Here is a 23,102-nt window from a genome sequence, read left to right on the forward strand (position 1 = left end):
GTTGCCCCCAAGCACGGCACCCCCCTCGAAGAGCACGCGAAAAGCATACGGAGGACGATCGGTGGTCAAGCAGGAACGCGCAGTGCGCACGCGACGTGCCGTCCTCGAAGCGGCGGCCCAGGTCATCGGCACGCGCGGGTACGAAGCGGCCACGATGGCGGAGATCATCCAGCGGGCCGGCGTGACGAAAGGCGCCCTGTACTTCCACTTCGCCTCCAAGGACGCCCTCGCCCGCGCCGTCATCGCGGAACAGACCGACCCCTTCATCCCGCAGGTCACCGACTCCCGGCTACAGGACGCCATCGACTTCACGCACCAGGTGGCCATAGGGCTGCGGGACGATCCGCTGCTCCAGGCCGGCACCCGGATCGCCGTCGAGACCACGTTCACCGACGAGCCGCTCGTCCCCTACCAGGCCTGGATCGACATCGTCACGACGATGTTCGCCGACGCCAAGGAGAAGGGCGAACTGCTCCCGGCGATCGCGCCGGAGCGGGCCGCGGAGTTCTTCGTCTCCGCGTACATGGGGGTGCAGCTGTTCTCGCACGCCGCGTCCAACCGTCTCGACCTGCCCGAACGCGTCACGGCACTGTGGAAGCACATCCTCCCCGGCCTGGCCTCGCCGGGCGCGCTGAGCCATCTCGACCCGCACGGCCGCTCGGTACGGACCGCGGCCTGACGGCCCGGCAGGCCGCACACCCCCACCCCCGGCGGCCGCTCCAGCCCGCACCGGCTGCCACTCCGGCCGCCGGCATTCCCCTCCGCACCGGCCTCCATCCCCTGTGCTCCCCGGTAAGAAAGCCGGTGGAAGCACTAGAAAACAAACCATCCGGTTTGTATCTTGGGCCGCGTCGGTCCGCCACCGAGGCCCACCCCGTCCGAGCGGAGTGAGCCGCTACCAGGGAGGGAACCCGCATGGCCAGCGCCACGCTCACCGCGCCGTCCACCGCAGCAGACCATCGTCCGTACGCCGGACGGGAGCACCGCAGCCTCTCGGACCTGCCGCCGCTGACGACCACCGTGCCCCGGCAGTACGTGCATCGGACCGCCGTGTCCGAGGTGTTCCTGACCGACTGGCGCCGCGCGGGGAGCGGCGCCTGGGCGGTGAGCGCCCAGTGGCCGCGGGCGCACAGTTTCTACGGCCCGGTCGACGGTCTGCACGACCCGATGCTGCTCGTGGAGACGATGCGGCAGGCCAGCATCCTGCTGGCTCACGTGGCGCACGACGTACCCCTCGACCACCCGATCATCTGGCAGTCCCTGCGCTACTCCCTGCGCCCCGAGGCACTGCGCGTCACCGGCGCACCCGCCGAGATAGAACTGCACATCACCGACCACGACCTGCTGCACCGCGGCAGGCGGCTGGCGGGCGCGCGGCTGCGGTACCACGTCCTGCGCGACGGCGCCGAACTGGCCACCGCGGAACTGCACTTCGCCTGCCAGACCCCCGCCGTCTACCGCCGGTTGCGCGGCGAGTACAGCGACGTCCAGCGGGCCAACGCCCGCACACTGGACCTGGCCGAGCCGGTCGCCCCCCGACTGGTCGCCCGCGACCGCACCAACGACGTGGTCCTCTCCCCCACCGGCCACGCCAACCGCTGGCAGCTACGGGTGAACACCGCGCACCCGGTGCTCTTCGACCACCCCGTGGACCATGCCCCGGGCATGCTGATGGTGGAGGCCGCCCGACAGGCCGCGCACGCCGCCGCCGGCCCCGGCTTCTCTCTGCCCGCCGACATGGAGTGCGCCTTCCACCGCTATGGTGAACTGGACGCCCCGTGCTGGGTCGAGGTGACCCCCGGCCACGCCACGCAGGGCCGCCACCACCTCGACATCACCATCCAGCAGAACGGCCGCCCCGTCTTCACGGCCCGCACCGCGGGCCGGTCGCCGCGCTGAACCCCGGGACGCGCACCGTATGCGTCAGGCGCGACAAGCAGGGGTGGCGAAAAGACGTAACGGCTCGCCGCCTCTGCCGAAATGGCCAGGGGACCGTAAATGCACACGGAAGGTGAACAGCGCCTGAGTGCGTAAGGCGAAATGCTCCGCGCGCAGCAGAAGAATGACGAGCTGCCGGGAAAATACGTCACCTTCGATATCGGACGGCGAGCCGACCTCACTCGGCGTCGAGCGCGTCGAGCACCGCGTCGCCGTTCGCCATGGCCCACTCGGTGAGCATGTGGATCGGTTCGATCAGTGTCTCCCCGAGCGGGGTGAGTTCGTATTCGACGCGGGGCGGCACCTCGGCGTAGGCGTGGCGGCGGACGAGTCCGTGTGCCTCCAGGCGGCGGAGTGTCTGGGTGAGCATCTTGCGGGAGATGCCACCGATCAGGCCGATCAGCTCGCCATGGCGCACCGGACCCCTGCTGAGACCGTAGAGCACGACCACCGTCCACTTGTCGGCGATCAGCTCGACCGCCATACGCGCCGGGCAGTCGGCGAGGAAGGGACCACCGGGGCCGAAACCGCTCATGGTGCCAAAGGTACCCGCTGGTTCCTGTCGGGTACCTAGCCTGGTTTCTCCTCCCCCCTTTCCGAGTCAGGAGAGTCATGCGAGTCATCACCCAGCGGACGCTCGGCGGTCCCGAGGTGCTCACCGTCGTGGACGCGCCCGAGCCCCGGCCCCTTCCGACCGAGGTGCTCGTGCGTGTCAAGGCGATCGGACTGAATCCGCTGGAAGCGCGGCTGCGGGCCGGCGAGTTCCCGCTGGTGGGCCGGCCGCCGTTCACCCTCGGCTGGGACATCAGCGGTGTGGTCGAGGAGGCGCGGACATGGCGGTTCAGGCCCGGGGACGAGGTGTTCGGGATGCCGCTGTTCCCGCGGACGGCGAACGCGTACGCCGAGGCCGTGTCGGCACCGGCGTTGCACCTGACACGCAAGCCGGCCGCGCTCTCGCACGTCGAGGCGTCGGCGCTGCCGGTCGTCGGGCTGACGGCGTGGCAGGGCCTCGTGGACTTCGGCGGGGTGGGCGAGGGTGACCGCGTCCTGGTGCACGGCGGTGGCGGCGGGGTCGGCCATGTCGCGGTGCAGATCGCGAAGGCGCTCGGCGCGCACGTGACCGCGACCGCCGCCGGGAGCAAGCGGACGTTCGTCGAGGGGCTCGGCGCCGACGAGGTGGTCGACTACACGGCGGTCGACTTCACCGAGGCGGTCCGCGACATCGACGTCGTGCTCGACACGCTCGGCGGCGACACCGCCGAGCGGTCGCTCGGGGTGCTCCGCCCGGGCGGCCACCTGGTGACGGCGGTCGCCGAGCAGAACGCGCGGCTCATCGCCGCGTACGAGGCAGCCGGGATGCGCTTCAGCGGAATCGCGGTCGACCCCGATCCGGTCGCCCTGCGCGGTCTCGTCGCACTCGTCGAACAGGGCAGGCTCCGGGTTCATGTGCAAGAGACGTTCCCGTTCGAGCGCGTCGCCGACGCACACCGGCTGCTCGACGGCGGTCACCTCCAGGGCAAGCTCGTGCTGACCGTCTGACCCCCTCACCTCGTCGTCCCGTTCCCGGTCCCAGCCGCGTCATCCCAGCCTCAGCCGCGGCTTCGGCGCGTCCGTGCGGCCGGTGGGCGGGGTGCGGCAGCCCGCGCGGTACGGGAGGGGCCAGGGGGCACCGGGGCCCGCGTAGTTCTGTTCGGCGGCCGCGTGCAGGGTCCAGTGCGGGTCGTACAGGTGGGGGCGGGCCAGGGCGCACAGGTCGGCGCGGCCCGCCAGGAGCAGGGAGTTGACGTCGTCCCAGGAGGAGACGGCGCCCACCGCGATCACCGGGACGCCCAGGCGGTTGCGGATGCGGTCGGCGAACGGGGTCTGGTACGAACGGCCGTACTCGGGCTGCTCGTCGGGGACGACCTGGCCGGTCGAGACGTCGATGGCGGCGGCTCCGTGGGCGGCGAAGGCGCGGGCGATCTCCACCGAGTCCTCGGCGGTGGTGCCGCCCTCGGCCCAGTCGGTGGCGGAGATCCGTACGGTCATGGGCCGGCCGGCGGGCCAGACGGCGCGTACCGCGTCGAAGACCTCCAGCGGGAAGCGCAGCCGGGCGGCGAGGTCGCCGCCGTACGCGTCGGTGCGCCGGTTGGTGAGCGGGGACAGGAAGCCGGAGAGGAGGTAGCCATGGGCGCAGTGCAGTTCGAGGAGGTCGAAGCCGGCGCGGGCCGCCGACCGGGCGGACCTTACGAACTGGTCGCGTATGTCGACGAGTTCAGGTTCGGTGAGGGCGTGCGGTATCTGGTTGACGCCGGGGCGGTACGGCAGCGCGGAGGGCGCCACGAGCGGCCAGTTGCCTTCGGGCAGCGGCTGGTCGATGCCGTCCCACATGAGGCGGGTGGAGCCCTTGCGGCCGGAGTGGCCGAGCTGGACGCCGATGGCGGTGCCCGGTGACCGCTCGTGCACGAAGTCGGTGACCCGGCGCCAGGCCGTCTCGTGCTCCGGTGCGTACAGGCCCGTGCAGCCGGGAGTGATGCGGCCCTCGGGGCTGACGCAGACCATCTCGGTCATCACCAGTCCGGCGCCGCCGAGGGCGCGGGCGCCGAGGTGGACGAGGTGGAAGTCGCCCGGTGTGCCGTCGCCGTCGGCGGAGTACATGTCCATCGGGGAGACCACGACACGGTTGCGCAGGGTCAGTCCGCCCAGTCGAAAGGGGGTGAACATGGGCGGTGTGCCGTCCGGCACGCCGGCTTCCTCCTCGACCGCCGCGACGAACTCCGGGTCGCGCAGCCGCAGGTTGTCGTGGGTGACGCGGCGGCTGCGGGTGAGCAGGTTGAAGGCGAACCGGCGGGGCGGCTGGCCGGTGTACTCCGCCAGTTCCTCGAACCAGGCGAGGCTGGCGCGGGCGGCCCGCTGGGTGGAGGCGACGACCGGTTGCCGCTCGGTCTCGTACGCGGCCAGCGCGTCGGGGAGATCAGGGTGCTCCGCCAGGCACGCGGCCAGCGCGAGGGCGTCCTCGACGGCCAGTTTGGTGCCGGAGCCGATGGAGAAGTGCGCGGTGTGCGCGGCGTCGCCGAGCAGGACCGTGCTGCCGTGCGACCAGCGGTCGTTGACGACGGTGCGGAACGCGGTCCAGACGGAGTTGTTGGAGCGCAGCGGGCGGCTGCTCAACGCGTCGGCGAAGGCTTTGGCGCACCACTCGGCGGACTCCCGCTCGTCGCACCGGTCCAGGCCGGCCCGGCGCCAGACCTCCTCACGCATCTCGACGATGACGGTACTGGCCCCGTCCGGGTGCTCCGACCCGGGCTCGGGGCGCGCGTACGGGTAGCCGTGCAGCTGGACGACGCCGTGCCCGGTCTCGGCGATCTCGAAGCGGAACGCGTCGAACGCGAAGTCCGCGGCGAGCCAGATGTAGCGGCAGCGGTGGGTGGTGACGCGGGGCCGGAAGACGTCGGCGTGCGCGGCGCGGGTCAGGCTGTGCACGCCGTCGGCCGCGATCACCAGGTCGTGCGTGGTGGCGAGTTCGGCGGCGGGCGGGGCCTGGGTACGGAAGTTCAGCCGTACGCCGAGGGAGCGGCAGCGCTCGTGGAGGATGCGCAGCAGCGTACGGCGGCCGAGGGCGGCGAAGCCGTGCCCGCCGGAGGTCAGGGTGTGCCCGCGGTGCACGATGTCGATGTCGTCCCAGCGGACGAACTCGCGCTGGAGCGCGCGGTGGACGTGCGGGTCGGCGTGTTCGATGCCGCCGAGGGTCTCGTCGGACAGCACGACGCCGAAGCCGAAGGTGTCGTCGGGGGCGTTGCGCTCCCAGACGGTGATGTCGCGCTCCGGGTCCAGGCGCTTGAGGAGGACGGCGGCGTAGAGGCCGCCCGGGCCGCCTCCGACGACGGCCACCTTCCGGGCTGCCATCCCTACTTCCCCTGCCACTTCGGGGGCCGCTTCTCGGTGAAGGCGGCGTGGAACTCGGCGTAGTCGGCGCTGTTCATCAGCAGCGCCTGGGTGACGGCGTCCATCTCGACGGCGGCGCCCAGCGGCATGTCCAGTTCGGCGGTGAGCAGCGCCTTGGTCTGGGCGTGGGCGAGCGCGGGCCCTTCGGCGAGGCGCCGGGCGAGGATGTGGGACGCGGCGTCCGCGCGGCCCTCCTCGGCCAGTTCGCTGAGCAGGCCGATGCGTTCGGCCTCGGGGGCGCGGACCGGTTCGCCGAGCATCAGCAGCCGGGTCGCGTGGCCGAGGCCGACCACCCGGGGCAGCAGGTAGGCGGCGCCCATGTCGCCGCCGGAGAGGCCGACCTTGGTGAAGAGGAAGGCGAAGCGGGCCGAGGGGTCGGCGACGCGGAAGTCGGCGGCCAGGGCGAGCACGGCGCCGGCACCGGCCGCGACGCCGTGCACCGCGGCGATCACGGGGAACGGGCAGTCGCGTACGGCCCGTACGACCTGGCCGGTCATCCGGTTGAAGTCGAGCAGCTGCGCGGTGTCCATGGCGAGCGTGGCGCCGATGATCTCCTCGACGTCGCCGCCGGAGCAGAAGCCGCGGCCTTCACCGCCGAGGACGAGGGCGCGCGCCGACCGTTCCCTGGACAGCTCGGCGAGCAGGTCCCGCAGGTCGGCGTATGCCTCGAACGTGAGCGCGTTGAGCTTGTCCGGACGCGCGAGGGTGACGGTGACGATGCCGTCTTCCCTGGTCACGCGGATGTGCTGCCATGTGTCGGTGGTACGGGCGGAACCTGTGAACGGGCTCATCGGGCAACTGCCCCCTTCAGCCGGACGGCTGGTGCAGACACGCAATCGCGCTTCGAAGTTATCACCGTCGCGTGACTGTCGTCACGAGTGCGCGATAACCGGCCGGGGCGTCGGCGACTGCGGCCGACCCCGCGACCGGGGACGCGTCAGCCGAGGACGAGCACGCCGGCCGGAGTCAGCAGCCGGGGCCGACCGGCGGAGACGACACGAGGGCGAGGGCGGCGTTCCGCAGCTGGTCCTCCCACTTCTGCTGATGCAGCCCCAGCGTGTACTCGATACAGCACTCGCATTGCGGAATCAGCGCCACGAACGACCGCTCCGCCGCGGTCTCGGCCTCCGTCTCCCACCAGTCGTCCCTCGCCAGGTCAGCGGGAGCTGTTTCGCCGTCGACGAGCTTCGCCGCCATCCGGCGCAGAGCATGGCGCCGCGCCAGTTCCCGGTCCGGCAGCTCGATCCCCGACTCGGCAAGTGCTTGCTCGAACGCGTCGCGGATGTCGCGGACGTCCGCGTTGCTCGGCCAGCCGGCCAGCTCGCACAGTGCCGGGGCGTCCAGTCCGGCTGCGAGCGCCTCGGCAGCGACCATCGGCAGGTCCTCCGGGCGCATCTCGTCCGCCCGATAGCGGCACGCCACCTCACTCAGGGCCATGAACCCACGCCGCACCGAGGATTCCGGTTCCACTGACGTTCCTTCCTTCGGTTCCTGACTTCCCGGCTTCCCGGCTTCCCGGCTTCCCGGCTTCCCGGCTTCCCGACGGGGAGCCGTTTCCTCCCCCGCTCACGCCGTCCCGCTCATTCCGTTTCCGGTGTGCCGTTCGACTGCCGGGCCGCGGCTCCGCGGCGCGGCTCCGCGGGTGTCAGCAGCTCAGCGAGCCGGTGGGTGTCCGCGAGGTAGCGCTCGTAGGGGAAGCCGGCCGCCAGGAGGGCGGTGCGGAATTCCTCCTCCAGGGGCTTGCCCTCGGCCAGGAAGGTGGCCTGTCCCGTCGCCGTGAGGGCGACCAGGCGTCGGCGCTTGTGGGCGGGGTCGACGCTGATCGTCACGTACCCCTCCGCCTCCAGCGGGCGCAGAGCGCGGCTGACGGCGGGATCGGACAGGGTCAGGGCCTCGGCGAGCTGGTGCTGGGTGGCGGGCTGGATCTCTTCGAGGGTGCCCAGCAGCCGCAGTTGGCTGGGGGTCAGGCGCTGGTCCGGGCCGGAGCGGCGCCGGGCCGCCTCGCCCATCAGCATGACCACGCGATACAGGAGCTCTGCCAGTCCTTCGTCCATGCGGCCAGCCTACCGGACTCTTGCGCGGTTAATATTAACCATGCAACACTCAAGGCATGGACACTCTCCCGTACGCCGTTCAGACCACGTTTCCCCTGCTCTTCATGCTGGTGCCCGCCCTCGGCGCACTGCTGAGCTGCCGCCGCAGCCCGGACCGGCCGACGGCGGAGATCTGGCAGCGCTGGTGGGCCGTCGGCGCCCTCGGCATCGGCAGCCTGTGGATCACGCTCACGTTCCTGGCGTTCCCCGAAGCCATGGCCGACGCCATCGGCTTCGCCCACTCGCCGTTCCAGTTCGAGATCGCCTTCGCCAACCTCGCCCTCGCCGTACTGGGCTTCCGCGGCGCGTCCGCGTCACCCCGCGAGCGCCTCACGAGCGGGCTGGCGGCCGCCGCGTTCCTGTGGGGCGCCGCCATCGGCCACGTCTACCAGTGGTTCGCCAACGGCGACCACGCCGCCGGGAACACGGGCGGCATCCTGGCCAACGACATCCTCATCCCCGCCGTCATGATCGCCCTGGCCGCCCGGGACGTCCGCCGCACCGGCTCCCGCCGCGGCCACGCCCTCCACCCGGCCGCCTGACCGCGGCGGCCCGCCTACGCGCCTTCGGGCCCGGCGCCCGCGGACCTGTCGCCCGCGGGCCCGGCACCGTTGTGGCCCAGCCGGGAGTGCCGCCGACCGTACAGCGCGTAGACGAGCGCACCGACCACCAGGAACCCGGCGAACTGGAGCCAGGTCGCCGGGCCCGTCCCGTAGATCAGATAGCCGCAGAAGGCGATGCCGAGCACCGGGCTGAGCGGGAAGAGCGGCACCCGGAAGCGGCGCGGCAGGCCGGGGCGGGTGCGGCGCAGGACCATGACGCTGACGTTGACCACGGCCATCACGGCGAGCGTGCCGATGGTCGTCAGATTCATGACGACGTCCAGCGGGACCACCGCGGCCGGGATCGCGAAGAGCACGGCGACGATCCAGGTGCCCGCCACCGGCGTGGAGGTCTTCGGCGAGATCCGTTCGAAGACCCGGGGCACGAGCCCGTCGCGGGACATCGACATCAGGATGCGGGTCTGGCCGTACATGACGGCCAGGACGACGGAGGCGATGGCGACGACCGCGCCGAAGGCGATCACGCCGCCGCCGACGGCGGAGCCGGTGACCTGGTTGACGACGAGCGACAGGGCCGCGGGCTTGTCGCCGACCTCGCCGGCGGAGAGCGCGCCGATGGCGGAGAGCGCGACCACGCAGTACAGCACGGTGACCAGACCGATGCAGATCATGATCGCGGTGGGGATGTTCCGGCGCGGGTTCTTCACCTCTTCGCCCGCCGTGGTGATCGCGTCGAAGCCGATGTAGGAGAAGAAGGCGACCGAGGCGCCGGAGGTGATGCCGGCGACGCCCTCCGGGGCGAACGGCGTGAGGTTGCCGTCCTGGAAGGCGGTGAAGGCGATGACGCAGAACAGGACCAGGATGCCCAGCTTGAGCACGGCCATCGCGGCGGTCGCGCGGGCGCTCTCCCGGATACCGCGCACCAGCAGCACCGCGGCCAGCAGCATCACCACGACGGCCGGGACGTTGACGATGCCGCCGTCGCCGGGCGGGCTGGACAGGGCGGCGGGCAGCTGCCAGCCGACCAGGCTGTTCAGCAGCTCGTTCAGGTACTGCCCCCAGCCGACGGCGACAGCCGAGACGGAGACGCCGTACTCCAGCAGCAGGCACCAGCCGACGAGGAACGCGGTGCGCTCGCCGAGCGTGGCGTACGCGTAGGAGTAGGAGCTGCCGGACACCGGGATCGCGCCGCCCAGCTCCGCGAAGGAGAAGGCGGTGAAGACGCAGGTGACGGCGGCGAGCACGAAGGAGACGAGGACGGCGGGGCCGGACCGGGCGACGGTGTCGGACAGGCCGACGAAGATGCCGGTGCCGACGATGGCGCCGATGCCGAAGCACACGAGCTGGAAGAGCCCCATGGTGCGCTTGAGGCCGTGGCCTTCGAGATCCGCGCCGGATTCGGCGACGAGGACGTCGGGGGACTTGATGCGCAGTCCGGACGGACCTGACGGAGGCATGGGGGTGGTTCTCATCTCTGGTGGAGCGTGGTGCGCGGTGCCTGGTGCGGCGCGCGGCAGGGTGGGCCGCGCGCGGAGCGGGGTCGGGGCCGGTGGGCCCGTACCCGTGAGTCCGTTCGATGGTAGCCCGTATACCTGCATGATCGCCCATGGGGTCGTATAGCCATGCAATACGGGCGTACGAAGCCGCGCGGCGCCGGGCCGCGCGGCCGTGCCGGCGGCCCTCAGGCCATGGTGGCGACCAGGACCGCCTTGATCGTGTGCAGCCGGTTCTCCGCCTCGTCGAAGACGACCGAGTGCGCCGACTCGAAGACCTCGTCGGTGACCTCCAGGGAGGTCAGTCCGTGCCGCTCGAAGATCTCCTGGCCCACGGCGGTGCCCAGGTCGTGGAAGGCGGGCAGGCAGTGCAGGAACTTCACGTCCGGGTTGCCGGTGGCGCGCAGCACGTCCATCGTGACGGCGTAGCCGCCGAGCAGCGCGATCCGCTCGTCCCAGACCTCCTTGGGCTCACCCATCGAGACCCATACGTCGGTCGCGACGAAGTCCGCGCCGCGCACCCCCTCGGCCACGTCCGCGGTGACGGTGACACGGGCGCCGCTGTGCGCGGCCAGCTCCTTGGCCCGGGTGACGACCTCCTCGTCCGGCCACAGGCCCTCGGGCGCGACGATCCGTACGTCCATGCCGAGCAGCGCGCCGGTGATCAGGTAGGAGTTGCCCATGTTGTAGCGGGCGTCGCCGAGGTAGGCGAGGGTGATCTCCGACAGCGGGCGGCCGGGCGCGTGCTCCTTGATCGTCAGCACGTCGGCGAGCATCTGGGTGGGGTGCCACTCGTCGGTCAGGCCGTTGAAGACCGGGACACCGGCGTACGCGGCCAGCTCCTCGACGACCGACTGCGAGCTGCCGCGGTACTCGATGGCGTCGAACATCCGGCCGAGCACCCGGGCGGTGTCCTTCACCGACTCCTTGTGCCCCATCTGCGACCCGGCGGGGTCCAGGTAGGTGGTCGAGGCACCCTGGTCCGCAGCGGCGACCTCGAAGGCGCAGCGGGTGCGGGTGGAGGTCTTCTCGAAGATCAGGGCGATGTTGCGGCCCCGCAGGCGCGCGACCTCCTCGCCCGCGCGCTTGGCGGCCTTCAGCTCGGCCGCCAGGTCGACGAGGCCGTGGAACTCCTCGGCGCCGAAGTCCAGCTCCTTGAGGAAGTGGCGGCCCTTGAGGTCTGTCGCCATGGGGTGGGCTCCTAGGTCGCGGCGATCGGGACACTGGAAGTGTATACGACAGTCCGCATCCCTATTCAGGACGGCTGCCGGTCCCGGCCCCGTACGGCGCCGCACCCCTCCCCTACTCTTCCCCGCCGCGGACGGTTCCTCCCCTACACCGGATCACGCTCCACCGGGCAGCTCATGCAGCGCGGGCCGCCCCGGCCGCGTCCCAGCTCGCTTCCCGGAATGGTAATGACCTCGACGCCGCGCTTGCGCAGGAAGGTGTTGGTGGTCACGTTGCGCTCGTACGCCACCACCACGCCCGGCTCGACGGCGAGCACGTTGCACCCGTCGTCCCACTGCTCACGCTCGGCCGCGTGCACGTCCTGCGTCGCGGTCAGCACCCGGATGTCGGCCAGGCCCAGCGCCGCCGCCATGGCGCGGTGCATGTGCTCCGGCGGATGGTCGGTGACCTTCAGCTCCTGGTCGCCGGCGCCCGGCTCGATCGTGTACGAGCGCAGCATCCCCAGCCCCGCGTACTGCGTGAACGTTCCGCCGTCCACCATCGTCATGACCGTGTCCAGGTGCATGAACGCCCGCCGCTTGGGCATGTCCAGCGCCACGATCGTCCGGGCCGACCCCGCCGCGAACAGGCCGCGCGCGAGCATCTCGACCGCCTGCGGGGTGGTCCGCTCGCTCATCCCGATCAGTACGGCGCCGTTGCCGAGCACCAGCACGTCGCCGCCCTCGATGGTCGACGGGTAGGCCGCCTGCCCCTCCGACCAGACGTTGAAGCCGCCGCCGCGGAACAGCTTGTGGTGCCGGTAGATCGCCTCGTAGTGCACGGTCTCGCGCTGCCGGGCCGGCCAGCGCATGGCGTTGATGGACACCCCGTCGTACACCCATGCCGAGGTGTCGCGGGTGAACAGGTGGTTGGGCAGCGGGCGCAGCACGAAGTCGTCGAGGTCCATCACGTGGAAGCGGACCGAGGTGGGCTCCGGGTGCGCCGCCAGGTACTCCCGCTTGGTCATCCCGCCGACCAGCGCCTCCACCAGTTCGGGGACGGGCATCGCGTCGAAGACGGCCCGCAGGTGGTCGGTGGCCAGCGGCCCGTACTCCTTCTCGTGGAAGACCCGGTCCAGGACGAGCGTCCGGGCCTCCGGAACCTCAAGGGTCTCGGCCAGCAGATCCGCGAACAGGTGCACCTCGACCCCCCGGTCCCGGAGGATGTCCGCGAAGGCGTCGTGCTCGGCGCGCGCCCGGCGCACCCACAGCACGTCGTCGAAGAGCAGGGCGTCCTTGTTGGTCGGGGTGAGTCGCTTCAGCTCCAGATCGGGGCGGTGCAGGATGACGCGGCGCAGCCGCCCGGCCTCGGAGTCGACATGGAATGCCATGCCCCCATCTTCGCCGCTGACGGCCCGCGGCGGAGGGTCACGGAACAGCCGCGACACGGGTTTCGCCTCCGCCGTACGGCCGCGGCGCGGGCGGTACCGGGCGGGCTGCCAGGCCTCCTAGGAACCCGTCAGGGTGAGAACGGCGATCATGATCACGGCGACGGCCACCACCATGAGGAGCGCGCCGACCCATATCTGGCCGGCCGGAGCCGCGTCCGGGTCCGGGTCCGGTGTGCCGTCCGGTGCGCGGCCGCCGCGGAAGCGCGGTACGCGGGACCGGAGGCCGCGTCCGGCGCTCCGGCGGGCGGCGAACCCGCGGACGCCTCGCCGCGGCTCTTCCCGCACCGGCGCGGCCGCCGGCATCGTCGTGGCGGTGCGTGTCGCGGCCTCGAACAGCGCCCGCCAGCCCTGCTCCCCGAAACCGGTGGGCCGGCCGTCGTCGAGGAGGTGCACCAGCGTCTCGCGGCCCAGCCCGTGGTCACCGTTCCACAGGTCCGGCAGGACCTGCCGCAGCAGGCCAGGGGCCTGGCCCTGGTCGCCGTACGGACGCACCAGCCCGTCGTACAGGCGCACGGCGGTGTGCACCCTCCCCTGGCCGTCCGGCCCGGTGACCGGGTACTCGGCACGGCGCTCTCCGTACGGGCCGAGGAACAGCCGGGCGTGGAGCAGCCGTTCGCAGACCCCCTGGGCGTCGGCGGCGGAGCGGTGCGGAGCCCGGAGGATCAGCACCCGGGCCACGCGGTCGGCCTGCTGGGCGGGGAGGCCGCCGCCCAGGACCTCCAGCAGCACCCGGTCCGAACTGTTGGCCAGGTACTCCCCGGCCTCCGTGCCGTCACGGCGCAGCACGTCGTCGAGCACCCGGGCGCTCACGCCGCGGGCGAGTCCCGCGTCGGCCCGGACGGCCTGGGAGGCGGGCGGGTCGTAGGACTGCCTGCCCCCCTGATCCTGATCCTGCCGCATGTTGTCGAACACCGTGTCGTACCTCTGGCCGCCGTACCCCGCGCTGTCGTACCGCTCCTCCAGGGCCCGCTCCTCCCGGGCCCGCTCCTCCAGGGCCCGGTCGTACAGCGTCCCCGGTGACGGCTCACGGGACTCGGCCGCCCGGCCCGTACGGGAGCGGCGGTGGTCCCCGGCGTGGCTGAGCCACTTCAGCGCCTCGTGCACCAGACGCACCCGCTCGTCGAGGCGTTCCTCCTCGAAGACGTGCCGCTCGGCCAGTGCGCGGCGCGTCTCACGCAGCGCGCCGGAATCGTGGCGGATCTCCAGGTAGTGCTCGGCCAGCCGGGCGGCGGCCTCCCCGGCCGGGTCGCCGTGGTCCGGCGCACGGCCGCCCCGGCCGTCCCGGCTGTCGCCGCGGCTCGGGCGGGCGGGGTCCAGCCGGGTCAGCTGCTGGTCCTGCGTGGCCGACACGGGCCAGCGCGGGACGAACACGTAGCGGAACGGTCCGCCGTCCCGGGTGTCGTGGGTGGCGAAGGACCAGCCCGGCAGCGCCCGGCCGGCCAGGTTCCGCAGCGCCCACAGGACGTGGACCGGCCCGTCGCCGCCGGTGCGGTCCCGCACGGAGAGCCGCTGCCGCGGTTCGCGCAGGCGCGCGGCGAGCACCGCCGTCAGTTCGGCGTCGAACAGCCCGGCCCGCTCGGTGAGTTCCGGCGCCGCCCGGTCGGTGGCCGCCCACAGCGCCTGGGCCGGTACGCACTCCAGGGACCGCCCCTCGACCTCCAGCAGGTCGATGCCGCTGCCCTCCCAGCGCCAGGCGTGCAGGCCCAGGCAGCGGCCGGGCGTCAGCACGGACGGGCTGCCCAGCAGCGCGTGGGAGCAGGTGCTGGGGCGGCCGCCGCGGTCCTGGCCGGGGATGCGGCGGATCAGCAGGACCGAACTCTCGGCCCCCCGCTCGCCCCGCAGCTCCACCCGGGCCAGGCTCTCCCGGGCCTCGTCGCCGGGCACGCTCAGCAGCGTGGCGACCTTGCGGTAGATGGGCTCCAGCCCGTCCCGGTTGCCCGACCAGGCGACCGGGCCGACGCCCGCGCCGCCGACGGCGAGGTCCGCGTCCCAGCGGAAGACGATCTGGTGCACCGGTGCGTCGGTCCCGCTCACAGTCCCACCTCCTGGGAATCGGCTCCCGGCAGGAGCCCGCACATCGCGAAGATCGACAGCAGCGGGGAGAGCACCCGCCTCGGCCGTACGCCCTGGGGGAAGCCGCCCGCGTCCTCCTGGCCGCCGGTGGCCGACGCGAAGTGCAGGGTGCACCGCGCGCAGTCGCCGAACGGCTTGAGCCAGGCAGGCCCGCCGTGGTGGCGCAGGAAGGCGTACACGTCGCGGCTCTCCTCGCGCAGGGCCCGGGCCGTCGGCCGGGCGTTCTCCGGCGCGGTCAGCCAGCGCGCCACGGCCGGCTCGAAGCGGATCAGGTCGCTCTTGCCCACGACGACCGCGGCCGGCGCGTTCACGTACGGCCGCCCGTCGCGCGGCACCCGGTCCAGCACGGTGCCGAACGAGCGGTCGCCGAGGTCGTCGGTGTGCTGTTTGGTGCGTTCGCGCACCGCGTCCAGGTACGGCAGCGGCAGCGCGCGCAGCGGGTCGACGACGAAGAGGAACGCGTTGACGGCGGCGAGGAACCGGGTCACCCGGCCGGTGCGTTCCAGGTCCTCGCCCGACAGGTCGAAGAAGACCACCGGCCGGGGCCGGGCCGCGCCGCCCCCGCTGACCAGCAGCCCGTCGGCGAACTCCGCGAAGTCCGTCTGCTCGGTGTGCGCCAGCGTCTCGCCGGCCCGCAGCCTGAGGACCCGTTCGTTGAGGTAGGCGCGGTGCGACTCGGTGTGCAGCGGGGCGGCCTTGAGGCCGTGGGCGTCCAGCGCGCCGCGCTCCACCTCGCCGATCATCGAGGCGAGCAGATGGGTCTTGCCGGCGCGGGAGCTGCCGACCAGGGCCACGGTCAGGGGTTCGCCGTTGGTGAGGTAGGGGGCGGGAAGGTAGTGCTCGCGCAGGTCCGCCGAGTTGTCGCACTTCTGGAACGCCTCGCGGAGGATGTCCTCGTAGCGCAGCTTGTTGTCGTCCTTCCTCGGGAGGACGACGGGGGTGAACTCGAAGTTGGTGTGCTCGTTGCGTTCGTAGAGCTGGTCCGGCCTGAAGGGAATCCGGTCGAGGCAGTACGGGCACACCACTTCCCGGGCGTCGGACTGCGGGGGCTGCGTGCTCACCGGCGCCCTCCCGTGCCCGTACGGCCGGTGCCGAAGAGGGCGCGAAGCCCGCGGCCCGGGCCCCGGCCGCCCGGCTCCGGCACCGCCTCACGGTCGCCGCCCAATTCCAACTCCGCTCGCTTGCGCGCCAGTTCCTCGTCGAAGACGCGGCGGCCCGGCTCCAGGGGGTCGGCCGGCAGCGGGCGGCCCTGGAGCGGGTCCTGCCGGTTGAGCATCCGCAGCACCTCGACGGGGTGGCCGCGCTCTGCGGCCCGGGGCGCGAAGGCGCCGGCCAGCACGCCGAGCGAGGGCAGCCGCGCCAGGTCGCGCGGCGCCCCGTCCGGCTCCCCTTCGCGGCCGGTGACCAGGTGATACATCACCTGGGCCACGCTCCACAGGTCGTCGCGCGGGTCCGCCGTGCCGTGCCCGGCGCGCTGCTCCGGTGAGGCCCAGGGGGCCTCGCCCAGCGCCTCGCGGGGGTGTCCGGCGCGGGTGGCCAGACAGGGCTCGGGCAGCCGGACGTGGCGGCCGTCCCACCGTACGGAGTGCGGGGTCAGCCCTCGGTGCACGACGCCCACGGCTTCCAACAGCCTTACTGCCAGCACCAGTTCGCTGCGGATGCGCTCCTGCTCCTTGACCGTGGCCCGGCCCGCGAGCACAGCCAGGGGGCGGCCGCGCGCGGGTTCGTAGAAGACGAACGGCTCCCGTACGTCCAGGTGGTAACCGCCGAGCCGGGCGAACAGCTGGTGGTACGGGGCGTCGCCGAACGCCCGGCGCACGGCGAGGCCGACGCCCACTTCCGCCTCCAGCCGGTCGCGGGCCCGGTGGTCGCCGCGCACGGTGTGCGCGAGGCGGTACTGCATCACCCGCCAGTCCTCGCCCAGCGTCATCGGCCTGGTGCGCAGCACGTGCCGCTGCTGTCCGGGCGGCAGGTCGCCCCAGTAGGCCGCCAGCAGCCGGGCGGGCGCCCCCTCGTCCGTGAAGAAGGCCAGTTCCGCGCGGTCACGGGCCGGACGGCGGCCGCCCCGCGCGGCGGCCGCCCCGGGCGCCTCGTCCGCGGGCGCGGTGCCGTCGTCCGGCCTGCGGTCAGAGGTCCGCACCGCGTCCTGCCGGTCCGCCCACTCGTCCATGACGTCCCCTCATTCGTTCGCGTTCGCGTTCGCGGGCAGGTCCGGCCCGGTGGTGTCGCCGCCGCGCAGCCGGACCGTGCGCACCGAGCCGGTACGCAGCGGCAGCAGCCGGAAGACGCCCGCGTACCGGCCTGCCGGGGTCCACACCATGTCGTCGGCGCCCGTGGGTTCCTCGGTCTGCCGGGTCACCTCGGGGGCGAAGCACACCCCGCGTCCCGCGTACCGGTCGCGCGAGAGCAGCCGGCGGTGCTCGGCCGCGCAGAGCGGCACCGTGCCGGTGCCGTCGCCGTGTTCGTGGAGTATCCGGGTGACCCGGTCGGGTGCCAGGCCGAGCAGGACGGCCGGGTCCGGCCGGGACGCGGGGTCCCGGGCGAACGCCGGGGCGGCGGCGACACCGTCCCGGGCCAGCCGCGCGGTCTCGTCGTCGATCAGTGCCCGCACCTCCTGGTCGAGGGGCAGGGCGGCGGCCGCGCCGGGGTCCCGCTCGATGGCGCCCCAGTACGGGTCCAGGAGACCGGCGATGCCGTCGGCGAGGTCGCCGACGAGGGTGGCGACCAGTTCGGGCCCGCCGTCGCCCGCTTCGCGCTCCAGCCAGGGCACGGGGACGTCGTCGGGCGGCGGGGCGGCGGGAGCGGCCACGGCGTCGCTCTCCGGCGGCCGGGGCGGCGGCACCGTGTCGGCGAGCGGGTCGCGCCAGGGGGTGTCACGGCCGGTGGCCGGGCCGCCGCCGGGCTCCGGCTCCCCGTCCCAGTCGTCCCAGTCGTCCCACCCCTGGACCGTGGAGTCGTCGTACCGGGGGCCGGCGCTCTCGAAGGAGTCGTACGGGGCCGGCGCCGCGGCGCTCCGCTCGTACGGCGTGCCGAACCAGTCGTCGTCCAGCAGGTCGTCGGCCGGCGGGCTCGCGTCCCGTGCCCGGGCCGCCGGGCCGCCGTCGCGGTCCGGCACGGGTACGGGGTCGCGGCCCTCCGCCGCGGCGGCCGCGCGGCGGATCGTCCCGGCCACCGCCCGCGCGCCGTCGGCGCAGTACAGGCGGGCGTCCGCGAGCAGCCAGTCGTGGGTGACGGCGTCGGCCAGCAGCCCGTCGAGGGAGTCCAGGACGTCCCGTCCCTCGGAGCCGCCGCCCGCCGCCCACCACGCGTCCAGGGCCTCGGTCCAGCGGCGCACCGCCAGCAGCGGCAGCACGATCAGCGCCACCAGCAGGGTGCTCAGCCCGAGCCACGCGGGCACCGCGAGCGCCTGGCCCAGGGTGATCCCGGCGGCCGCGCCGAGCAGCCCGGCGCCCGCCTGCGCCAGGGCGCCCGACTGCCCGCCGCCGTCGAGGTGCCCGTCCCCGGTACGCCCGGGGCGGCGGGCCAGGGCGAGCGTGGTCAGCCCGGCGGCGGCCAGCGCCGCCAGCGGCCCCGACGCCCAGCCGGGGCCCGGCCACAGACCGGCCGCGGCGGCGACGGCGCAGGCGCCCGCCAGTTCCGTGACGGCCGCGCCGCGCACCTCGAACGGCCGGGGTCCGGCCATCCGTCCTGGCAGGTCCGGCGGGCACAGCTCGTCGAGCCGGCCGAGGCGGGCCGCGCTGCCGGTGGGGGTGGCCAGGTCGGCCACCGCGCCGAGCCGGGCCGCCGTCGAGCGCAGCGGCAGCCGCTGCGCCAGCAGGTCCTGCGTGAAGTCGCGCAGGCCGGGGCCGATCCGTTCGCGGTCGGCCTCCGGCACGCGGGGCAGGTCGATGCCGCGCTCGTACAGCCGTCGGCGCTGTTCCGGGGGGAGGCCGACGCCGTCCCCGTCGCGGAGGGTCTCGGCGACGGTCTCGCGGTACGCGGTCAGTTCCACGGCGGCCGCGTCGAGGCTCTCGGCGAGGTCCGCGTCCCCGGCCGCGCCGCGCAGCAGGCCGCCCGCGCCGCGCTGGCGCCCGTACGCGTCCTCGGCCCTCAGCAGCGCCGACTCGCAGGCCCGGTAGCGCTCGTCGGCCTCGCCGCCCGGCCGCCGCCAGTCCCTGCCGCGCACGGGCTCGGTCGTCGCGGCGCCGACCAGCGGCGCCAGGACGGCGGGCACCCCGCCCGCCTCGGTGACCGCGATCCGGCCGCCGGGGTCGTCCTGCCCGACCAGTCCGGCCAGCGCCTGCCGCCAGACCCGGTCGCGGGCCGTGTGCGAGAGGTCGTGCTCCAGGACGCGCAGGGCGGGCACGGCCACGCCGTCGGGCAGGCCCGACACCGCGTTCAGGACGGCGTCGAACACCGAGGGTGCGGCGAGGAGTTCGAGGAGCGGGCGCAGGGCGCCCTCGTCCTCGTCCGGGGCGGGGGCGGCCGCCGTGCCGCAGTGCGGGTCGAGGATCCACAGCACGCCGACGGCGGGCGGGCGCAGCGGGGAGGGCCGGTCCAGGGCCCAGGGCGTCGGCGCGGGCGGCACCGCGACGCCGTCGCCCGGTTCCGCGGGCGGGGCGCCGACCGCGACGCACAGCGCGTGGCCGGTGCCGTAGGCGAGGACCTGTTCGTAGACGCGCTGGTGGCGGGCGAGTCCGGTGGCGGTGTCCACGAGCAGGAAGCGTTCGGCCTCCTGGGCGGGGGCACCGCTGCCCAGCGCGGTGCGGACGGCGCGGTGCAGGCCGTCCGCACCGTCCAGGCCGGCGTGGTCGCCCCGCAGGTCGAGGGTGACGACCGGGGTGGCGGTGCGGGCGCTCACAGCAGGTCCTCCTCCCTCGGCTCGTCGTCCCACGGGTCGGCCCACAGGTCGTGCCCGGCCGCGTCCTCCGGGCGGTCCGCGCCGCCGGGCTTCGGCTGCGGACCGTGCGGATTCTTCGACTGAGGCCCGTGCGGATTCTTCGTGTGCGGGTCGTGCGGGTCGTGCGGATCGTGCGGGACGTGCGAGGCGTGCGGGTCGTGCGAGGCGTGCGGGTCGTTCGACTGCGCCCTGTGGAGATCCTTCGTATGCGGCTCGTGCGGGTCCGGTTCGTACGGCCGGGTCTGCCGCGTACGCGTGTCACCGGCCGGATCGTGCCCGTTGGCCTGGTGCAGGCGCGACGCGGCGGTGCCGGGCTCCCGCAGCTGGGCCTGTGCCTGGGCCAGGGCGCGCAGCGAGGGCCGGTTGGCCCGCAGGCTCCTGGGGAAGCGCAGGTCCAGGGCGCCGTCCAGGGTCGTGGTCCAGAAGTGGAGCAGCGGCTCGATCCAGTCCTGCTCGTCCTCGCTCAGGTCGTGGGCGCGCTGCCGCAGCCGGGCCGCCTCCGCCGGGGCCACCCGGCGCAGGAAGGTCCAGAACAGCCGGTCCGGCTCCCGCGGTGTGGTGCTCAGCCCGTCCGGCAGGGACTCCATCAGCACCGAGCAGAAGTCCTTGACCGCCGATCCGGCGTCCAGCAGCGCCCACCGCTCGTACGCCCGCAGCAGGTCGGACCAGCTGGAGACGTCCCGGTCGTACGGCTGGAGGGCGAGGGTCATGGTGGCCGAGTCGCCGCCGCGCAGCCGGAAGCAGACGGACTCCGGGGAGAGCGGGTCGCCGGTCACCTCGACGCGCCCGTTCCACATGGCGCTCAGCATGCGTTGCAGCACCCGCTGCCGGTCGCTCTCCGTGCTGGCGAGCCAGGAGTCGCGGTAGCCGGTGCGCTGCCGCCACTGGAGGTGGTCCTCGCGGCCCTCGCGGTCCCTGGCCCGGCCCCACAGGCGCAGCACCTGCCGTACCTCGGAGATGTCGGTCAGGCTCATCTCGCTGCGGAACAGCACGACGGTGATCGACTCGGTGACCACGGCGCGGAATTCGGGCGGCAGCCGGTTCTCGTCGCGCGGCAGCAGCAGCGACTGCTCCAGGAAGCGGTCCACGCTGCCCTTGGCCTTGGTCTGCGGGCGGACGATGAGGGTCTTGAGCTTGCCGGTGCCGTCCGGGGTGAAGCCGGCCGGCAGCAGCCCGGCCAGCTGGGAGCGGAACTGCTCCAGCCACTTCTCGTCGACCGCGTCGGCGGCCTCCTCGTCACCGGAGGCCGCCGCGAGGAGGTCGCCGAGGGACGGCAGCAGCGGCCGCTCGTGATGCACGCCGGCCTCGCCGAACAACTTCTTGATCCGGCCCTCCAGGACCTGCTTGACCTCCTTGACGACGGCGCGCGGCGAGCGCTGGACAGCTTCCAGGGCGCGTTCCCAGTGCCGCGGTTCGACGATGCGGACGAGCAGGGTGGCCTCGTCCTGGCTGTCCGGGATGCCCTCGCGCTGGAGGAGGCGGGTCAGGACGTCGTCGTAGAACGCGTCGAGGGAGTTCTGCGGCGGCAGGAGGTAGGACACGCCCGTACGGTCCTCGCGGTACAGCTCCCGGCGCCGCTCGCGGAACAGGCCGTTCTCCCCCTCCTCGTGGTCGCGGAAGGCCCGTACCAGCGCGGCCAGTTCCTTCATGGTCCGGTCGGCGATCGGCCGCCAGCGGGACTCCTGCGCCTTCCACCGCTCGTGCCACGTCCGGTTGGTCGCCCAGCGGTACCAGGCGTCCTGCTCCTGGATCGCGTTCTCCACCTCGGGGTCGCCCCAGCGCGCGGGCACCACGCCGCCCATCCGGCGGCCGATCCGCGGCACCTGCGGCGCGTCGGTGCCCACCCCTTCGGGGCGCTCGGGACGGTTGCGCCGGTTGTCGAGCATCCCCGAGAAGCCCTCCCGGGCCACCCGGTCGCGGTCGCCGGGGTTGCCGGTGAACACCCGCTCCAGCCGGAACGGGTCGTGCTCCTTGAGCAGATGGAGCAGTCCGCGGCGCGGGTTGAAGCGCTCCGCGCTCTCCACCGTGCGGCGGGCGAGGTCCTTGTCGAGCGCGCGCAGCTGGTGCTCCATGTTGGCGCGCCGGTCGTTCAGCTCCTGGCTGATCGCCCGCACGCCCTTGGGCACCTGCTCGGGCGCCCGCACCGGCCGCGGCTCCCGGATCCACACGTCCTCGATGCTCGACTCCTTGAACGCCTCGACGACGAGGGCGCGGTGGTCCTCGCCGCCCTGGCGGGCGCGGTCCAGCAGACCGCGGACGGCGCAGGCCAGCATCCGGGCGGCGACGATCTCGGCGAGTTCGTCGACGGGAACGGTCATGGAGGCCGCGAGGCTGGTGGACATGCCCTGGAGGCCGATACCGGTGGCGGCGGCCGCCGACCGGCTGGCCCCGCGGTTGACGAAGCTGGCGGCGAAGGACTGGTAGGCGTCGTCGGCGCGCCCGCGGCCGTTCTCCTCACCCAGGTCGGTGCCGATCAGCGAGGTCACCATGGCGGTGATGGAGCGGCGCAGGTCGTCGGAGCGCATACCGGCGGTACGGCTGAAGAGGAACGCCGTCTGGACGGTGGAGGTGCGCAGGCTGACCGGCACCATGTCGGGGTACTTCACGCTCAGCGAGCCGCGCTGCTCCACGTCACCGAGGTCCGCGGTGGCGTCCGCCGCGTTCTGGTCGTCGACCAGGTGCGAGAGGTCCACCAGGGCGCGCGCCGCGTTGAGTTCGGCCTCCCGGCCGCCGCCGGCCTCCGGCGGGAACGCCGACGGCATCACGACCAGCGGGTAGATCTTCGCGCCGGGCAGGTTCACCGAGTGGAAGGCGTGTCCGAGCAGGTGCAGGAAGTCGTAGAAGATGCCGGCGCCGGTGCCGCCCGCGACGGAGAACGCCACGAACACGTCGTAGCCGCGGATCTGGCCGCCGCCCAGCTCCTGGAGGTCGCCCGCCGACTTGCTGAGCGCGTCGATCGCCGCGCGCAGCGGGCCGAGCACCTGGTCGGGGCCGTTGCGCAGGGTGGCGAACAGCGCGGCCCGGCCGACGGTGGGCAGCTGGCCCGCGCCGGTGTGCAGCGGGGAGACCCGGGGCTCGTCGACCCGTGGCGGCAGCCAGCCCACGGTCTCCTCGTGCTGCGCGATGCGCAGCATCCGGGTCATCTCGGGTGAGTTGTCGTAGGTGGGCAGCAGGTTGTGCACGGCCCGGGAGGTACGGGCGAACGCCGCCGACTCCGGGCCGCGGGCGCTCAGGTGCGGCAGCCGGTCCAGTTCGGCCTCGCTGAAGTCCGCGTAGACGAACTGCAGGCAGTCCGGCAGCTGGAAGGGGACCCGTTGCTTGCCGCGGCCGACCAGGTCGGTACCGTCCGGGCCGCACAGTTCGCGGCGCAGGTTCCGCTCCAGTTCGGCGCCGATGCGGGCGCCGGTGCCGCCCAGCCCCACGAACAGCATGGGCTGGTAGATCTTCATGTCGTCGCTCCCCTCGTCCGCCCGTCGTGGGCGGCCTGTGCTGCGAGATGTGGTGCCGCCGGTGGTCCGGGCG

At 73.5% G+C, this 23,102-nt stretch carries 17 protein-coding genes; 4 read left to right on the plus strand and 13 right to left on the minus strand.

Annotation, left to right across the window (positions count from 1 at the left end; translation table 11 throughout):
* Positions 1-82: 82 nt before the first annotated feature.
* Positions 83-679 carry a ScbR family autoregulator-binding transcription factor gene (locus tag JXZ78_RS07690; RefSeq protein WP_238782738.1) on the plus strand — a complete coding sequence of 199 codons (597 nt, stop codon included), beginning with the start codon at positions 83-85 and terminating at the stop codon, positions 677-679.
* 236 nt (positions 680-915) lie between these two features.
* A complete protein-coding gene (locus JXZ78_RS07695; protein ID WP_030020821.1) occupies positions 916-1,899 on the plus strand; it encodes a ScbA/BarX family gamma-butyrolactone biosynthesis protein in 984 nt (327 codons plus the stop codon).
* Between the two features lie 217 nt (positions 1,900-2,116).
* Here the strand turns inward: JXZ78_RS07695 and JXZ78_RS07700 are convergent, their stop codons facing one another.
* Positions 2,117-2,473, minus strand: coding sequence for a winged helix-turn-helix transcriptional regulator (locus tag JXZ78_RS07700; RefSeq protein WP_030020822.1), 357 nt, complete (start codon positions 2,471-2,473; stop codon positions 2,117-2,119).
* Positions 2,474-2,550: 77 nt separating this feature from the next.
* Here JXZ78_RS07700 and JXZ78_RS07705 point away from each other — a divergent pair, with 77 nt between their 5' ends.
* Positions 2,551-3,477 (plus strand): NADP-dependent oxidoreductase, encoded by a 927-nt coding sequence (locus JXZ78_RS07705; protein WP_030020823.1) that lies wholly within the window; start codon positions 2,551-2,553, stop codon positions 3,475-3,477.
* Positions 3,478-3,516: 39 nt separating this feature from the next.
* Here JXZ78_RS07705 and JXZ78_RS07710 read toward each other — a convergent pair whose 3' ends face one another.
* The 4 genes from JXZ78_RS07710 to JXZ78_RS07725 all read right to left on the minus strand — a co-directional run bounded on the left by JXZ78_RS07710 (position 3,517) and on the right by JXZ78_RS07725 (position 7,916).
* The gene (locus JXZ78_RS07710; protein WP_030020824.1) at positions 3,517-5,823 is read right to left on the minus strand and encodes a bifunctional salicylyl-CoA 5-hydroxylase/oxidoreductase; all 2,307 of its coding nucleotides are present in this window, start codon (positions 5,821-5,823) and stop codon (positions 3,517-3,519) included.
* Between the two features lie 2 nt (positions 5,824-5,825).
* Positions 5,826-6,653: an enoyl-CoA hydratase family protein gene (locus JXZ78_RS07715; RefSeq protein WP_030020825.1), complete on the minus strand. Its 828-nt coding sequence runs from the start codon at positions 6,651-6,653 to the stop codon at positions 5,826-5,828.
* 175 nt (positions 6,654-6,828) lie between these two features.
* Positions 6,829-7,332: a hypothetical protein gene (locus tag JXZ78_RS07720; protein ID WP_050502575.1), complete on the minus strand. Its 504-nt coding sequence runs from the start codon at positions 7,330-7,332 to the stop codon at positions 6,829-6,831.
* A 110-nt stretch (positions 7,333-7,442) separates the two neighbouring features.
* Positions 7,443-7,916 carry a MarR family winged helix-turn-helix transcriptional regulator gene (locus JXZ78_RS07725; protein WP_030020827.1) on the minus strand — a complete coding sequence of 158 codons (474 nt, stop codon included), beginning with the start codon at positions 7,914-7,916 and terminating at the stop codon, positions 7,443-7,445.
* A 56-nt stretch (positions 7,917-7,972) separates the two neighbouring features.
* On the opposite strand from JXZ78_RS07725, the gene JXZ78_RS07730 reads away from it, so the two are divergent.
* Positions 7,973-8,497 (plus strand): DUF6790 family protein, encoded by a 525-nt coding sequence (locus JXZ78_RS07730; protein ID WP_030020828.1) that lies wholly within the window; start codon positions 7,973-7,975, stop codon positions 8,495-8,497.
* Positions 8,498-8,511: 14 nt separating this feature from the next.
* On the opposite strand, the gene JXZ78_RS07735 is transcribed toward JXZ78_RS07730, so the two are convergent.
* The 8 genes from JXZ78_RS07735 to JXZ78_RS07770 form a co-directional block, all read right to left on the minus strand.
* Positions 8,512-9,975 (minus strand): amino acid permease, encoded by a 1,464-nt coding sequence (locus JXZ78_RS07735; protein ID WP_030020829.1) that lies wholly within the window; start codon positions 9,973-9,975, stop codon positions 8,512-8,514.
* A 224-nt stretch (positions 9,976-10,199) separates the two neighbouring features.
* A complete protein-coding gene (gene argF / locus JXZ78_RS07740) occupies positions 10,200-11,201 on the minus strand; it encodes an ornithine carbamoyltransferase (RefSeq protein ID WP_030020830.1) in 1,002 nt (333 codons plus the stop codon).
* Positions 11,202-11,344: 143 nt separating this feature from the next.
* Positions 11,345-12,568, minus strand: a complete 1,224-nt coding sequence (locus JXZ78_RS07745; protein ID WP_030020831.1) for an arginine deiminase — start codon at positions 12,566-12,568, stop codon at positions 11,345-11,347.
* Positions 12,569-12,685: 117 nt separating this feature from the next.
* Positions 12,686-14,662, minus strand: coding sequence for a hypothetical protein (locus tag JXZ78_RS07750; RefSeq protein WP_238782739.1), 1,977 nt, complete (start codon positions 14,660-14,662; stop codon positions 12,686-12,688).
* Positions 14,659-15,762 carry a TRAFAC clade GTPase domain-containing protein gene (locus tag JXZ78_RS07755; RefSeq protein ID WP_050502576.1) on the minus strand — a complete coding sequence of 368 codons (1,104 nt, stop codon included), beginning with the start codon at positions 15,760-15,762 and terminating at the stop codon, positions 14,659-14,661. Before JXZ78_RS07755 ends, JXZ78_RS07750 begins: the two co-directional genes overlap by 4 nt.
* Complete coding sequence (locus JXZ78_RS07760) at positions 15,759-16,871, minus strand: protein kinase family protein (protein WP_050502577.1); 1,113 nt, start codon at positions 16,869-16,871, stop codon at positions 15,759-15,761. The genes JXZ78_RS07755 and JXZ78_RS07760 overlap by 4 nt, the downstream gene beginning before the upstream one ends.
* Positions 16,872-16,880: 9 nt before the next feature.
* Positions 16,881-19,541 (minus strand): hypothetical protein, encoded by a 2,661-nt coding sequence (locus JXZ78_RS07765; protein WP_030020833.1) that lies wholly within the window; start codon positions 19,539-19,541, stop codon positions 16,881-16,883.
* Complete coding sequence (locus JXZ78_RS07770; protein ID WP_030020834.1) at positions 19,538-23,029, minus strand: tubulin-like doman-containing protein; 3,492 nt, start codon at positions 23,027-23,029, stop codon at positions 19,538-19,540. The genes JXZ78_RS07765 and JXZ78_RS07770 overlap by 4 nt, the downstream gene beginning before the upstream one ends.
* Between the last annotated feature and the right edge of the window lie 73 nt (positions 23,030-23,102).

The organism is Streptomyces monomycini (assembly GCF_022271435.1).
Taxonomy (GTDB): Bacteria; Actinomycetota; Actinomycetes; order Streptomycetales; family Streptomycetaceae; genus Streptomyces; species Streptomyces monomycini.